The organism is Gluconobacter sphaericus (assembly GCF_016757795.1).
GTDB classification, from domain to species: domain Bacteria; phylum Pseudomonadota; class Alphaproteobacteria; order Acetobacterales; family Acetobacteraceae; genus Gluconobacter; species Gluconobacter sphaericus.
On sequence record NZ_CP068419.1, the window covers coordinates 2,184,768 to 2,199,152 of the forward strand.

General features: G+C 58.3%; 13 protein-coding genes and 1 pseudogene. 7 read left to right on the forward strand and 7 right to left on the reverse strand.

The features are described from left to right. Position 1 precedes the first annotated feature (1 nt). Positions 2-1,009, reverse strand: coding sequence for a bifunctional GNAT family N-acetyltransferase/(deoxy)nucleoside triphosphate pyrophosphohydrolase (locus IGS75_RS10360; RefSeq protein WP_141349858.1), 1,008 nt, complete (start codon positions 1,007-1,009; stop codon positions 2-4). A gap of 1 nt (position 1,010) precedes the next feature. Further along, positions 1,011-2,183: a Rieske 2Fe-2S domain-containing protein gene (locus IGS75_RS10365; protein ID WP_225199039.1), complete on the reverse strand. Its 1,173-nt coding sequence runs from the start codon at positions 2,181-2,183 to the stop codon at positions 1,011-1,013. A gap of 452 nt (positions 2,184-2,635) precedes the next feature. On the opposite strand from IGS75_RS10365, the gene IGS75_RS10370 reads away from it, so the two are divergent. Further along, a complete protein-coding gene (locus tag IGS75_RS10370) occupies positions 2,636-4,876 on the forward strand; it encodes a TonB-dependent receptor (RefSeq protein WP_373320104.1) in 2,241 nt (746 codons plus the stop codon). 219 nt (positions 4,877-5,095) lie between these two features. Here IGS75_RS10370 and IGS75_RS10375 read toward each other — a convergent pair whose 3' ends face one another. After that, on the reverse strand, positions 5,096-5,974 hold the full coding sequence (locus IGS75_RS10375) for an ATP-binding protein (RefSeq protein ID WP_202256785.1): 879 nt from the start codon (positions 5,972-5,974) through the stop codon (positions 5,096-5,098). 117 nt (positions 5,975-6,091) lie between these two features. On the opposite strand from IGS75_RS10375, the gene yajC reads away from it, so the two are divergent. Then, a complete protein-coding gene (gene yajC / locus IGS75_RS10380; RefSeq protein WP_099285371.1) occupies positions 6,092-6,436 on the forward strand; it encodes a preprotein translocase subunit YajC in 345 nt (114 codons plus the stop codon). A gap of 88 nt (positions 6,437-6,524) precedes the next feature. On the opposite strand, the gene IGS75_RS10385 is transcribed toward yajC, so the two are convergent. Then, positions 6,525-7,133: a superoxide dismutase gene (locus IGS75_RS10385; protein ID WP_141349866.1), complete on the reverse strand. Its 609-nt coding sequence runs from the start codon at positions 7,131-7,133 to the stop codon at positions 6,525-6,527. Between the two features lie 68 nt (positions 7,134-7,201). Next, positions 7,202-8,074: an NAD(P)-dependent oxidoreductase gene (locus IGS75_RS10390; protein ID WP_202256786.1), complete on the reverse strand. Its 873-nt coding sequence runs from the start codon at positions 8,072-8,074 to the stop codon at positions 7,202-7,204. An 80-nt stretch (positions 8,075-8,154) separates the two neighbouring features. Between IGS75_RS10390 and msrP the strand changes: the two genes are divergently transcribed. The 3 genes and pseudogenes from msrP to IGS75_RS10405 form a co-directional block, all read left to right on the forward strand. Continuing rightward, a complete protein-coding gene (gene msrP / locus IGS75_RS10395) occupies positions 8,155-9,093 on the forward strand; it encodes a protein-methionine-sulfoxide reductase catalytic subunit MsrP (protein WP_202256787.1) in 939 nt (312 codons plus the stop codon). Then, positions 9,093-9,719, forward strand: a complete 627-nt coding sequence (gene msrQ, locus IGS75_RS10400) for a protein-methionine-sulfoxide reductase heme-binding subunit MsrQ (RefSeq protein ID WP_202256788.1) — start codon at positions 9,093-9,095, stop codon at positions 9,717-9,719. The genes msrP and msrQ overlap by 1 nt, the downstream gene beginning before the upstream one ends. A gap of 238 nt (positions 9,720-9,957) precedes the next feature. Continuing rightward, positions 9,958-10,275, forward strand: a pseudogene (locus tag IGS75_RS10405) (integrase core domain-containing protein); the annotation flags it as partial. Here the strand turns inward: IGS75_RS10405 and IGS75_RS10410 are convergent. After that, a complete protein-coding gene (locus IGS75_RS10410) occupies positions 10,272-10,850 on the reverse strand; it encodes a uracil-DNA glycosylase family protein (RefSeq protein ID WP_202256789.1) in 579 nt (192 codons plus the stop codon). The pseudogene IGS75_RS10405 and the gene IGS75_RS10410 sit on opposite strands and share 4 nt — an antisense overlap. Then, positions 10,847-11,455: a LabA-like NYN domain-containing protein gene (locus IGS75_RS10415; protein WP_202256790.1), complete on the reverse strand. Its 609-nt coding sequence runs from the start codon at positions 11,453-11,455 to the stop codon at positions 10,847-10,849. Before IGS75_RS10415 ends, IGS75_RS10410 begins: the two co-directional genes overlap by 4 nt. Before the next feature lie 199 nt (positions 11,456-11,654). On the opposite strand from IGS75_RS10415, the gene rpoZ reads away from it, so the two are divergent. Together rpoZ and IGS75_RS10425 are read left to right on the forward strand one after the other, a co-directional pair. Next, the gene (gene rpoZ, locus IGS75_RS10420; RefSeq protein WP_141349877.1) at positions 11,655-12,050 is read left to right on the forward strand and encodes a DNA-directed RNA polymerase subunit omega; all 396 of its coding nucleotides are present in this window, start codon (positions 11,655-11,657) and stop codon (positions 12,048-12,050) included. 36 nt (positions 12,051-12,086) lie between these two features. After that, positions 12,087-14,384, forward strand: coding sequence for a RelA/SpoT family protein (locus IGS75_RS10425; RefSeq protein WP_202256791.1), 2,298 nt, complete (start codon positions 12,087-12,089; stop codon positions 14,382-14,384). Position 14,385: the final 1 nt, after the last annotated feature.

Genomic DNA, 14,385 nt, shown 5'->3' on the forward strand with positions numbered 1-14,385 from the left:
CCTAGCCCAGAAGTTCCTGCAGAAGCGGGATCAGGGGAAGGTCAGGATCGGGCATGGCATAGCGGCCGAGATCGGCGGCCGCGACCCATTCCAGCGTCTGGCCTTCGCGCGGGGTGGGAACACCCCGCCAGCGTCGCACCACGTAAAGCGGCATCAGCAGATGAAACGGCCCGGCGTTTTCGCTAACGAAGGTGAAGGGCGCCAGACAGGCCCCCGTCAGATCCAGCCCCAGTTCCTCGCGCATTTCCCGAATCAGCGCCTGCTCAGGTGTTTCGTCGCGCTCGACCTTGCCACCGGGGAACTCCCAAAGTCCCGCAAGACGCTTCCCTTCCGGACGCCTGGCAAGAAGGATCCGTCCTTGAGCATCAAGCAGGGCAGCCGCCACGACCAGCAATGTCCGGGGTTTTGGCCGTTCTGCGACGACTGAAATGGCCTCAGCGGGAGGGGGAGCTGGCGCCTCGACTGGCTCCAGCGTCTTTGTGAGAAACGTTGAGCGCGGCAGCTCGAACAGATCGATCGGGCAGTCCTGCCCGCGCGAGACGAAACGTCGGCTGGATGTTCCCGTCTTCACAAAGCCGAGTTTTCCTAGAACTGCCGCTGATGCGACATTGTCCTGTGCGGCGTCGGCCGTGATTCTCTCCAGTTGCAGAACCGTTAGGCCCCATTCCACGACGCGCTGACCCGCCAGCGTGGTTAGACCCTGTCCCCACGCCGTCGGGGCCAGCCAGTATCCGAGCGACCCTGAACGCCGGTCATTAGACAGTACCAGCGCGATTGCGCCCAGCAGGGCTCCGTCGCGGGTGATGGCGAAGTGATGTGCGATGCCCTGGGCGCTGTCGCGGCGAGTGGAGTCGATCCACTGCTCCGCCAGTTCGCGGGGATAGGGGAAGGGCAGACGACTGAGCATCCGCACGACGCTCCAGTCATTGATGAGACGATGGATTGCCGGAGCGTCACCTGGCTGCAGGGAGCGCAGAACCAGTTCCCCTGCCTTGAGTTCTGGTGTCATGTCAGGATGAAGACACCTGATCGTCCGCGGGCTTGTCGGTCGGAACGCCACAGCGGGCCAGAAGCCGGCGTAGCATGTTGATGACCGGGAAGACTTCCTGATTGCGGTCGCCGCCCTGTTCGTTCCACGCAGCCTGTTCCAGCTCCACGATGTCCCGGTCTTCCTTGAAGATCCGCTCCGTGAATGCAACCAGAAACGGCCAGGCAATGTCTAGAACCAGCTTCGCCTTCGGGCGGCGGATCGAGAGTAGTCCGAACACGCGGCAGGTCTTCTGCTCCGCATCCTGCGGGACATAGACGATCCACAGATCCATGACCGGCGGCTCGTCACCCGTCGCGATGCGTAGTGTCTGGTATGGATATTCCGTCCGGATCGTCATGACGTCCTTGTGGGCGTATTTTTCGCTCGCGTCGCGGCGCTCGCCGAAAATGAATGTCTCGCCCCAGGGCTGCTTGCCGCCGGTCCGGGCAAAACTATAGCGCGCTTCGACCAGTGTGGGTTCGTCCCGCCCGCCCAGGAAGCGGGGTTTCATTTGGCCCATCTGCTTCATGTGCATGAACTGATGGTTCATATCCATCAGGTTCTCATGCATGAAACTGTAATGGCACGAGACGGTCTCGCCGAAACGGCGGGTCTTGTATTCGGGGTTGCCTACCGAGCCCAACTGCGGAAACGGTGTACTCTCGGCTTTTGCCGGATCGCCCGGGAAGATGAAGATCAGCCCGCCCTCCTCGCGGCACGGATAGGTCCGCACACCGTTCGGAAGCTTGCCCTTGCCCAGATAAGGCACGTCGATGCAGCGGCCCGAACGGCCATAGGCCCATCCGTGGTAGCAGCACTGGACCGCTTCACCACTGACCTTGCCGAGGCTAAGCGGAACCTGCCGGTGCGCGCAGCGGTCTTCCAATGCGAATACGCTGCCGTCCATGGGGCGTATGAGTGCGATCGGCTGTCCGGCATAACGCGTGCCGATGGTCTTGCCGCGCTTAAGTTCGCGCGACCAGGCAACCGGGTACCAGTAGTCAGGATTGGACAGGACGCGTCGAAGATCCCCGCTCTTCCGGATTACATCTTCTACGGGAGAATATTCACCGATATTCGGGTCGATGACCCGATCCGGGTTCGGAGATGTGCTTTCGGCGGCAGCAGAAGAGGCAGAAATAGTCTGCGACATGAGTATCCTGATCCGTGATGAAACCGCGACGTCGTCTTGTTGAGAATGAACTTAACAGGCAAAGCCCCACCACAGGAAGAGATCATTCTTCACCGACGCAGCGCGTCTTTCCCGCAACATGCGGCACAAAAACCATCTTTCTGGTGTCATTGAAACATCATCTGGCAATGCTGGCGCTTTGCGGGCGGCGCAGGCACGTTTAGGAGACCGCTTCCCAAAGTTTATAAATCCCAGTTTCCGGAGTTTCGGCCACGGTGCGAACCAGATCCCTGTTTCTTTCCTCCATCGCACTGTTTGCAGTCCGTCAGTCAGCCCTGGCTGCGGGTCATCCGCCTCTTCAGGTTGCTGATGATGCGGCGCCGGTTACGGCACATGCTCGCACGCATGTGGCCGCGCGCCATGCCGGGAATACCGCTCAGACTGCGGGAGGCAAAAACACGCCGACCTGGAACGTGCCTGCCCGCCGCCAGAGCAAGGCACTGGAATCCCATGCAACAGAAAGCGTCGCTGTTACCGGTCGTCAGTTGACGGGCCGCGATGCCGAGCAGGCCGTCTCCAAGGCGATCATGCGCCAGTATGTTCCGGGGACCAGTGCTTACAAAATGCTCGACCGCACGCCGGGCGTGAGCTTCAGTTCCACCGATCCGTTCGGAATCGACAGTTTCGGCGCCAATCTTTACGTTCGCGGCTTCTTCATGAACCAGATGGGCGTTACGGTAGATGGTGTTCCGCTGAACGACCAGACGTATCAGTCCGTCAGCGGCATGAGCCTTGCGTCGGCCATCATTCCTGACGATATCCAATCCATGCGCATGTCGCAGGGCGCAGGTTCGGTCGAACTGCCTTCAACCAACACGCTGGGCGGCACGATCCAGATTGGCTCTTCGGACCCCGAGGGCAAACGTGGGGGCAAGGTCAGCCAGTCTTTCGGCAGTTACGGCTCGTATCGTACCTATGTCCGCTTGGACTCCGGAAAGCTAAATTCGACCGGTACGAAGTTCTATACGTCCTATGCCCGCACCGATGAAGGCATGTGGATGGGGAGCGGAGACCAGTTCATGCAGCAGGTCGATGCCAAGCTCGTCCAGCCGATCAATGAACGCAGCCGCATGTCTGCCTTCTTCAACTGGTCCAGCCTGGCGCAGTGGAATTATCCGGATACATCCATCGGTATCCTGAAGAACCTTGGCTGGCGCACGCCGCATCTCTATCCGAATTACGCCCTGGCCTATGGGATTGCCAATGGGACGAGCGCGCTGCCGGCCGGTTATGGGAACGTACCGGGCATCGATGGCGCTAACATCGCCATGTATGACGGTGGTCAAGCCGAAACCAACTATATGGGCGGCCTGCATTTCGATCTTGCTCTGACCGATCATCTGACCTGGAACACCACGATCTATGGTCACAGCCAGACGGGTTACTACAGCTATACGGATTCGGACGATCCCTCGCCGAATGGTGCGCCCTTTTCCGAAGAAGTCTGGCAGAACCGTCAGGAGCGCTACGGCCTCGACACCAGCCTGCGTTACAAATGGGGCCGTCACACCTTCGAAGGGGGTGTCTGGTACGAGAATAACAACCAGCAGGCAGGGCTGTTCAATTATCAGCAGCCGCTTCTGGGGCATGGTGCACCGCTTAAGGCCGTTGGGCCTTATGATGTTTATGGTCCGGCCTTCCTCGAAGGTTACAACTTCCAGTGGACCACGAACGTCATGCAGTTCCACCTGCAGGACAGCATTCAGCTCGCCCAGGGCCTGACCCTGCATGCCGGGTTCAAGTCCATGACGGCGACGACTTCTGGCGGTGCGCAGTACAACAATGCTGACTGGACGGGTGCCGACGCCCTGCCGAACGGCTCTCTGACCGCCTCACAGGCCTTCCTGCCGCACGTCAATCTGGACTGGCACATCAACCGTCACCACGAGATCTATGTGGACGTGGCCGAGAACATGCGTGCCTATGAGGTTTCGGCCTATGGCGTCGCGAACTCGGTCTATTCCGTGCAGGATCAGGCTACGTTCCAGGCCCAGAAGAAGTCCCTAGAGCCCTCCAAGGCTTGGGTCTATCTCGGCGGCTACCGCTACACATCGAAGTTCCTTCAGGCGAACGCCACCGTCTATCATGCCAGCCTGATCCACCCGATCCTGGCGGCAGCTGTCGGCTCCCTGACCAATCCGGTCTCGCAGGTCATTGATTTCGGTCATATCTCCATGACGGGTGCGAATGGTGATATCACGGTTACTCCGATCGACGGCCTGAGCATCAGCAACAACCTGAGCTACAACAAGGGCACTTACGACCGGAATGTCGACACGGTCGGCGGCTACTACGCTCTGGCTGGCAAGAATATCGTCAATTACCCGGCCTGGATGTACAAGGCTGCTATTGCTTATAGCTGGAAGGGCATGACCGCCCATTTCGATGCGAATTACTACAGCCGCCGTTATTACAGCTTCATGAATGACACTTCGATCGGTGGATACTGGTTGGCCAATGCGGGTGCACAGTATCGTTTTGGCAAGCTGAGTGTTCTCAAGGACGTCACGGCAAGCTTTAACGTTTATAATCTGTTCAACACCAAATACATCTCCATGATGGGCGAGAACGACAATCCTGCCGTCGGCGACTATCAGTCGATGGAGCGTGGTGCCGTTCGGGAGTTCTTCGGCACCATCAGCGCATCATTCTGACCGGTGGACGAGGCAGACGACTTTGGTCGTTTGCCCTTGTCGTCAGGAGAAAGCTCGCAAAGCTGCCGGATCAGGGGGGGGGGGCGTCGGCGTTTCGTCAGGCATGCGCGGGCTGCACTCACAATGCGTATTTCCAGGCTCACAGTGCGTTGGAATAACTGCTGCGGAACGAGTGCTGCGATTATCATAGTCTTGTGCGAGCAAAAGTAACCGTAAAATTCAGGCCTCCTGTTCGAGTGTGATACCTAGCTCCGCAGCCAGATCGCTAATGAACTGCGAGGCCACGCGACCCGAGCGGCTGCCGCGCGCCATGGCCCATTGCAAGGCTTTCCGGCGGAGCTCATCGCGTGGAACCGGTAGTTTGTAATAAGCCGCATAGGCTTCAACGATCGCCAGGTAATCGTCCTGCGTCGCGCCATACAGCCCGATCCACAGACCGAACCGGTCTGACAGGGAGACCTTTTCCTCAATCGCTTCCGACGGGTTGATCGCACTGCCCGTCTCGTTCTCGATCATGTCCCGCGGCATCAGGTGACGCCGGTTTGACGTGGCATAGATCAGGACGTTCTCAGGACGTCCGCCGATCCCGCCATCGAGTACGGATTTGAGGGATTTGTAGTCCGCGTCCTGACTCTCGAATGACAGGTCATCGCAGAACAGGATGCAGCGGCGTTTCGTGGTGCGCAGAACGGCCAGTAGCTTCGGCAGCGACGAAAGCTCGTCCCGCTGGATCTCGATCAGTGCGAGTGTCCCGCCGCTCTTGGCTCGCTGTTCCGCGTTCACCTCGGCGACAGACGCTTTTACGAGCGAAGATTTCCCCATCCCGCGCGCGCCCCAGAGCATGACATTGTTGGCGCTGAATCCTTCCGCGAAATGCCGCGTATTGGTCATCACCTGATCCATCTGCCGCTTTACGCCGCTCAGGAGCGACAGCGGTACGGCCGAAACCTTCTCCACCGGCGTCAGCACCCCGAGCGCGGCCTGCCACAGAAAAGCATCATGCCGATGAAGGGTGTCCGCGCTCGGGGGGGGCGGGCTCATCCGTTCCAGGCTGTCGGCAATACGTTCGAGAACACTGAGCAGGGCATGGTCGGTCATGGGAAACGGTTCCGGAACGAGGGGTTGAAATCAAAAGACAACAGCGCCGTGCTTGACGGGCAGCCCCCGGACGATATGGTCCCCGCCAGCTTCACTCAAGACTGGACCCTTACATCCATGAGCAGTCTGTTCATTTCTTCCGCCCAGGCCGCCGATGGTGGTGGCCTCCTGTCCAATCCGCAGGTGCTTCAGTTCGCCCCGATGATTTTCATCTTCGTGGTGTTCTATTTCCTGCTGATCCGTCCCCAGCAGCAGCGCGCGCGTAAGCTACGTGACGAGCAGGGCTCCCTGCGTCGTGGCGATCGCATCGTGACGGCAGGCGGCATCGTTGGCGTCGTGCAGGCCACGCGGGACGACAGCGATGAAGTGGACGTTGAGATCGCCCAGGGCGTGCGCGTGAAGATTGTCCGCAGCACCATCACGAACATCACATCCCGCGAAAAGCCGGCTAACGATTCCTGAGTAGGGTTTCAAAAAAAACCGTTCACGAAAAACGCCCCGCCCGGAGAACCGGACGGGGCGTTTTTTTGTCTGATGAACCCGAGAGGGATCAGGCAGACTTCAGTTCAGCTTCCGCAAACTCGTAGTTGGCGAGCTTGTCCAGATAGTTCGTGATGTAATCCGGACGACGATTGCGGAAATCGAGGTAATAGGCGTGTTCCCAGACGTCGAGGCCCAGCAGCGCCTTGCCCTGGCCTTCGGCCAGCGGGTTGGAGCCGTTTGCCGTCTTCGTCACAGCAAGCTTGCCGGACTTGTCCAGAACCAGCCAGGCCCAGCCAGAGCCGAACTGCGTCGTGGCAGCCTGCTTGAAGAGCTTCTTGAATTCTTCGACAGAGCCGAAGTCTTCAGCGATCTTCTTTTCCAGACCGGTCGGGATCTGGCCACCCTTGGGGGACAGGTTCTTCCAGAACAGGATGTGGTTCCAGTGCTGGCCCGCATTGTTGAAGACCGGAGCGATCTCGGGCTTGCCGTGGGAGAACGCGATGATCTCTTCAAGCGTCTTGCCAGCCAGTTCCGGCTTGCTTTCGACGAAACCATTCAGGGCCGTGACATAAGCCTGATGGTGCTTGTCGTGGTGCAGTTCCAGCGTTTCTTGGCACATGCCAGCACCGGCGAGGGCATTTTCTGCATAGGGCAGGGGAGGAAGTTCGAAAGCCATGATGTCACTCCTTGGCACAGTAAGGCGAGGTGACCGTCCTCAGAGACAGCCGCTCCCGCATATCGTTCTCATTTATGGGGAAGATTGGCAACGCTGTGTTCCATCGCACCGATGAGGGCCGAGTAGTCCTCATCCGCATGCAGACGGTTTGAAAGGGCCAGCGCCTGATCGGCGACGGCCATGCCGGGCATGAACGCGCAGACCTTGCGTCCGGCATCCAGCAGAAGGCCCATGTCCTTGGACATAAGGCGTGTGGGGAACTGCGACGGGAATTCCCGGTTCTGGCCCATCTTCAGCTTGCGCTTGTGATGCGGGCTGACGACGGCCACCTGCTGAAGCGTCTCGAATACGACATCGCGGTCCAGTCCTGCGGCAAGCCCGTAAGACACGCCTTCCGCGATGATATTGAGCGTTGCCCCCATCACACCGTTCACAACCAGTTTCAGTCGTGCAGCCGAACCAGCAGGACCGGCATGGATCGTCAGTTTGCCGATGACATCCAGAATCGGCTGCGCGCGCTTGATCGTCGCCTCATCACCGCCCACCAGCATGACGAGATCGCCGCTCTCGGCTTCAGGCGTGCTGCCGGACATGGGGGCATCCAGAAGGGAAAACCCATGTTCGACAGCAAGACGGGCAAAGGCATCGGCTTGATCGGGGGAGACGGTGGAGGTGTCGAGGACCAGCTTGCCGGGCGTCAGAGCGGCAAGCGCGCCGTTCTCACCATGCAGGGATTCGTTTTCAGCCGCATCATTCGGCACACAGAAGATGATGATCTCGGCTGCCTCGGCAATCGCGCGTGGCGAGGGGAGCATTTCCGTTTCATCCTTGCCACCTGACGGGGCGAACGCCACAACCGGATAACCGGCTTTTCGAAGATTGGCCCCCATACGCTGGGCCATGGCGCCATAACCGATAAAACCGATCTTTGGACTGGACATGGAAACTGGCTCCTTGTGATGCGTTACAATAGACTCACGCATCATAGGTGCCAGAGTTTTGCACAGTCCGGAAATTGATCATGGCACTTTTTCGCTACCCCCGTCCCCTGCCATCCGAAATCACTCCCAAAGAGATGTATCTCTCCCGACGCAGCCTTATCGGCGGCGCAGCGGCTCTGACGACGCTTGCGGGCGCGGCAAACGCGGCTTCACTTAAAACACATCCCGGACCGTATTCCGGTAACCTCACGCCCACGCCCAAGGAAGACGTGACCCATTACAACAATTTCTATGAATTCGGCATGGACAAGGGCGACCCCGCTGCCCATTCGCAGGATTTCCATCCACTGCCATGGACGTTGGAAATCACGGGTCTTGTTCGCAAGCCGGTCCGGCTGGATGTGGAGCAGCTTCTGCGCTCCCCGGCAATCGAGGAGCGCATCTATCGCATGCGCTGTGTGGAGGCATGGTCCATGGTCATCCCCTGGGATGGTATACCACTTGCCACGCTGCTGAAGGATGCCGATCCCGATCCCCGCGCCACGCACGTTGCTTTCGAGAGCATTGTACGCCCCTCTGAAATGCCCGGCCAGAACGAAGCCCTGTCCGGCATCCAATGGCCTTACGTTGAGGGGTTGCGTCTGGATGAGGCCATGAATCCGCTGACCCTACTGGCGCTCGGCATTTACGGTGAGACCTTGCCGAACCAGAATGGCGCCCCTCTGCGGCTTGTTGTGCCATGGAAGTATGGGTTCAAGGGTATCAAATCGATCCAGCGCATCCGGCTGTTGGACCATGAGCCTCCGACAACGTGGAACAGGCTCGCTCCTGACGAATACGGCTTCTACGCCAACGTCAATCCGCAGGTCGATCATCCCCGCTGGAGCCAGGCGACCGAGCGGGTCATTGGCGCGCATTCCCTGTTCGGCGCCAAGCGGCAGCCAACCTTGATGTTCAACGGTTACGGGGAGCAGGTTGCAGATCTTTATCGTGGCATGGATCTGCGGAAAAATTTCTGATGCAGGCGCTTCCTCCGCATGCTGTTCCAGAGATATCCGGTGTTCTGAAACGGCACTGGCGTCTGGTTCTGTATCCGATTGGCATGATCCCGGCAGTGTGGCTTGTCTGGCAGGGGCAACACGGTGCGCTCGGTGCTGATCCCGTTAATGTCTTTGAACGCTCACTGGGTCTCTGGGCATTCCGGTTCCTGCTGGTCTGTCTTGCTCTCGTGCCGCTGAGGCGCTTCACAGGTCTGAACCTGCTTCGATACCGGCGCCTGACCGGTCTGTTGACGTTTTTCTATGCCAGTCTGCACCTGCTGGTCTATGTCGGCCTCGATCATGGCTTTGACTTGTCAGTCCTGTGGGCGGATATGACGCACCGCTATTTCATCATTTTGGGAATGAGTGCGCTCATTCTGCTTATTCCGCTTGCCCTTACGTCTAATGCCCTTTTCCTGCGTTTGCTCAAGCGGCGCTGGAAGTTTCTGCACCGGCTGATCTATCCCGCTGCAATTCTGGCGGGTATCCACTTCTTCCTCTCCTTCAAGACCCTGAACAGGGTGTCCGCTCCTTATCTTGCAATATTGGCCCTGATTCTGCTGATCCGTTTCCTGCCGCGTTCACAGACAGGAAACGGGATCTAGCTATTTAGTCCGGAGTTTGATGGCGTGATATTTTTACGTGAATTGTAGGGAAGTATTATTAAGGTAGGTACGTCGCGGCGTTGAGTAAGGAGTGGGGGCAATCCGAAAACCGTTGCAAAATGGCGCAAGAATCAAACGGTTGAGGATCAGAAGACAGGCCCTGAAGGGCTGCGATCAACGGTCCTTGCCGAAACGGACGAAGCGTCGAAAAAGCCGATCGGAAGACAACCTGTCGCGTCCCCTGCGCTTCGACATGATCTGCGAAGCCCAGGGGATCGAACACCGTCTGACAAAACCCAATCATCCCTGGACCAATGGTCAGGTTGAACGGATGAACCGGACGATCAGGGAAGCAACTGTCAAACACTTCCATTACGACAGTCATGAGCAGTTGAGGACACATCTCAACGACTTCATGGTGGCTTATAACTTCGGGCGAAGGCTCAAGACGCTGAATGGCCTCACACCTTACGAATACGTCTGCAAACTTTGGAATTCAGAGCCAGAAAAAGTCATCGTCAATCCAAGCCACCAAAGCATGGGACTAAACAGCTAGGCACAGAAGCGGCAGGCTATCGGCCGCAGGGCTGCACGGATTTTGGGGGAAAGTTCCGTCAGGGCAGAGCGCCGCTGTGTCAGTATGTCAGCCGGGATAGGGTGGGTCGGGAAGTGGCATCCGTCTGCCATAAGTAGTCCGTCCGGCAGATAAGTGATTTCGCCGGGCCGAAAATCAAGCCGTGAAAGTGGAATTCCGCATGCTCCGAGCACGGCGATATGCGCGCTAATCCCGAGCGTCAGGACCAGTTTGAGCCTGTGCATGTTTTGCAGTTCGGTACACAGAGCCGCGCTGCACTCCTCAAGTTCGGAAGGAAGGGCCAGCGGCTGCGGAGAGAGAGGCTGCATCACGGTGGTGATGCGTCCTACGATTGCGTTTGGCGATTCGGGTGCTGAATCGAAAACGATATTGTTGGTCCGTAGAAAGGAGCCCAGAGTTTCCATGGCGTCTTCCGGATCAAGGCACACGATCAGCATCTCAGCTGAAAGTGGCCCAATCCCTGACCGCGCCCCTTCTGAAGCGGGAAGAGGCGGCGTCGGGGAAGCGGTCGGTCCGGTAGAAGCCAGAGCTGTCATGAATCGCTGGTCTCGTCACTGTTGATGTCGGCAGGATGACGGACAGGTCCCTGTCTGGGGAGATTGCGCGGTTCCGCCGGACGGCGTGTGAATGAGGGCGCAATATCGGCCAGTTCCACGAACAAGTCAGCCTGACGGCGCAGGTCGTCCCCGATCATGGGGGGCGTCGAGCGCATCGAGGAAATGACCGTGACCCGGACTCCCCGCGCCTGTACTGCTTCCACGGCGCGCCGCAGGTCGGAGTCACCGCTTACGATCACGGCATGATCGAGGCGGCCGGCCTGTTCCAGAAGATCTACTGTCAGTTCAACATCCATGTTTCCCTTTATACGCCGTCTTCCTGAATGATCCGTAAACTCACGGGCATTTTTCAGAACGAGGTGATAGCCGTTATAGGCCAGCCAGTCGGTCAGGGGGCGAACGGGGGAATATTCGTCCGTCTCGGGTATTGCAGCGTAATAGAAGGCACGCTGGAAAAGGCACTGACTTTCAAACAGGTTGCGCAGGCTGCGGAAGTCAACTTCAAACCCCAGATTGCGGGCTGCATGATGGAGACTGGCGCCGTCGATGAAAAGGGCTGTGCGTTCGTTCTGGCGCAGAAGCATAATGGTAATCCTGGTATGTAAAATATGTTTCCCTGTACGGCAGGGACAAAGGCTGCCTTCCAGCTACGAACGAGCTTGGATGCACTCAGGTTCAATTCCGGGGGTGAGGCAGGTGCGGATTGCAATCGCATGAACCGCATGTTATTGCCAGCATTCTCTCTTATTTTATTCCTAGTCTTACCCGAAGGGGGGCTGTCGCATGGCGCGTGTAACCGTCGAAGATTGCATCGAGAAGGTTCCTAACCGTTTCGAACTGGTTCTGCTTGCTGCACAGCGTGCACGCGGCCTGTCTCGCGGTGAGGAAATCCGTCTGGATCGTGAAAACGACAAAAACACGGTCGTCGCCTTGCGCGAAATCGCTGAAGACAAGGTAAGTCTGCCGGTTCTGCGCGAAGGTATCATTCGGTCCCTGGCTCGTGCGCCGGAGCCGGAGCCCGTCGACGAGGAAGTGCTGGATCTTATTCCGACAGACCAGAACATTTTCGGTCTGCAGGATGTCTCCGCCGAGGAAGAGCACGCCCACATGGCAGAGAATATGTCTGCTGACGAGGCTGCCGCGATCGAAGCTGAACTGGGCGGTCGGGGTCGTCGCTGATTTCTGCCCAATTCTACTGAAAGGGGGATATGCTTCATGCCTGATGCATCTTCCCCGATTGCGCCTCCGCCCGTAGCGAGCGGGGACTTCAAGCCGCCTATCGCCGGACTGCTCCGCCGGATTGAAAGCTACGATCCGTCCGCCGATCTGATTCGGATCGAAGCGGCCTATGATGTGGCTGCCAATGCCCATAACGGGCAGCGTCGCGATAATGGCGATGCCTACATCACTCATCCTATTGCTGTCGCCAATATCCTTGCTGGTTTTCGCATGGATGCGACCTCAATCATGGTGGGTCTGCTTCACGATACCGTCGAAGATACGGGCGTTTCCTGTGATACCCTAAAAGCCCGTTTTGGCGAGGATGTCGCGGCCCTTGTCGATGGCGTGACGAAGCTTACCCGGCTTGAACTCCAGTCCGATCGCACCAAACAGGCTGAGAATTTTCGCAAGCTCGTTCTGGCCATGTCGCGGGATATCCGTGTCCTGATCGTCAAGCTGGCTGATCGTCTGCACAATATGCGCACGTTGCATTACGTGCAGCGCACAGACCGCCGGCAGCGTATCGCCCGTGAGACAATGGACATCTATGCGCCTCTGGCTGAGCGCATCGGTATGGATCGCGTTAAGACGGAGCTTCAGAACCTTTCCTTCGCCCAGCTTGAGCCCGAAGCCGACGCTACGATCCGTGCCCGCCTGAACTTCCTGCGAGGGCAGGGGGCGGATGTCATTGAGCAGGTCCGTCAGGAACTGATGGCTCTGTGCGCCGAAAGCGGAATCGATAAGGTTGAAGTGACCGGGCGTGAAAAATCGCCTTATTCGATCTGGGAAAAAATGCAGCGTCGAAATGTAGCGTTCGAGCAGCTCTCGGACATTATGGCGTTCCGTCTGCTCGTTCCCACACGCGACGCTTGCTACATGGCGCTTGGCGCGATTCACGGCGCTTATCCGATGATCGCCGGGCGCTTCAAGGATTACATTTCTACACCCAAAGCCAACGGATACCAGAGCCTTCATACTGGTGTGACTCTGCGTTATCCACGCAATCAGAAAATCGAGGTCCAGATACGGACCGCCGAAATGCACGATCTGGCTGAAAACGGAGTGGCGTCACACTGGGCGTACAAGGAACATGCGACACCGAGCGAGCGTGAAGCTGCTGCACTGTCGTCTGCGTTTGGCGCGCCGACCCGCAAGCTCCGCTGGGTTCAGGATCTGCTGGAAATCCTCGAGGATAGTCAGGCTCCCGACGAGTTTCTCGAAAATACCAAGCTTGAACTCTATCAGGACCAGGTTTTTTGCTTCACCCCCAAGGGGCAGCTGATTTCCCTGCCACGTGGTGCAACGCCCGTTGACTTTGCCTACGCCGTGCACAGTCAGGTCGGCGATACCTGCGTGGGGGCGAAGGTCAATGGCCGTCTGATGCCATTGCGGCACGAATTGCAGAACGGCGATCAGGTCGAGATCATGACGGCCCGCGGTGGTACGCCATCCCCGTCCTGGGAGCGGTTCGTCGCAACTGGCAAGGCCCGCGCCCGTATCCGACGTTTCGTGGCGCAGCAGCAGCGTCAGGTCCATCTGGACAACGGCCGCGCCGCCATAGCCAAGGCGTTCCGTCAGGAAGGTGTGGATGGTTCCGAAAAGATCCTCGATGGGATTCTCAAGGAGTTGCGTCAGGCGTCGGTAGAAGACCTGTACGTCTCGGTCGGAAACGGACAGCTTGGCCCCAAGGATGTGGTCAATGCGGCCTATCCGGAGTTGCGTCAGAGCGTCCGGGCACCGAGAATGGTGCCTGGCCTGTCCCCGCGCTTCGGGCAATCCCTCATGCTTGGTGTTGGACATGTCGGGGCCAAGAATGCGGCGGCCCATTCGGGAAGCACAATCAAGGGAATCGGTTCGGGCATTGCCGTCAGCTTCGCAGGATGCTGCCGACCTTTGCCGGGTGATCCGATTGTTGGCATCATTGCCCAGGGCAAGGGTGTCACCATTCATCGTCGTGGCTGTCAGAATCTGTCCAGTTTCGCTGATACGCCCGAGCGTTTTCTGGAAGTGGACTGGGACTACGAGGCTCTTGGCCGCCGTCAGGGCGCTGAGCCCTATACTGCCCGGCTTTCGGTCGTGGCCGCGAACGAACCCGAAGTTCTGGCAACGCTTACCAACGCCGCTGCCAAGCATAATGGTAGCGTCATCAACCTCAAGATCGTCAACCGGCAGCTCGATTTCATGGAAATTCTGGTCGATCTTGAAGTGAAGGATCTGCGTCATCTCTCGTCCATGATTGCGGCGTTCCGGACGGCGGTGGGCGTCATGCAGGTCGAGCGGGCCAAGGGATGAC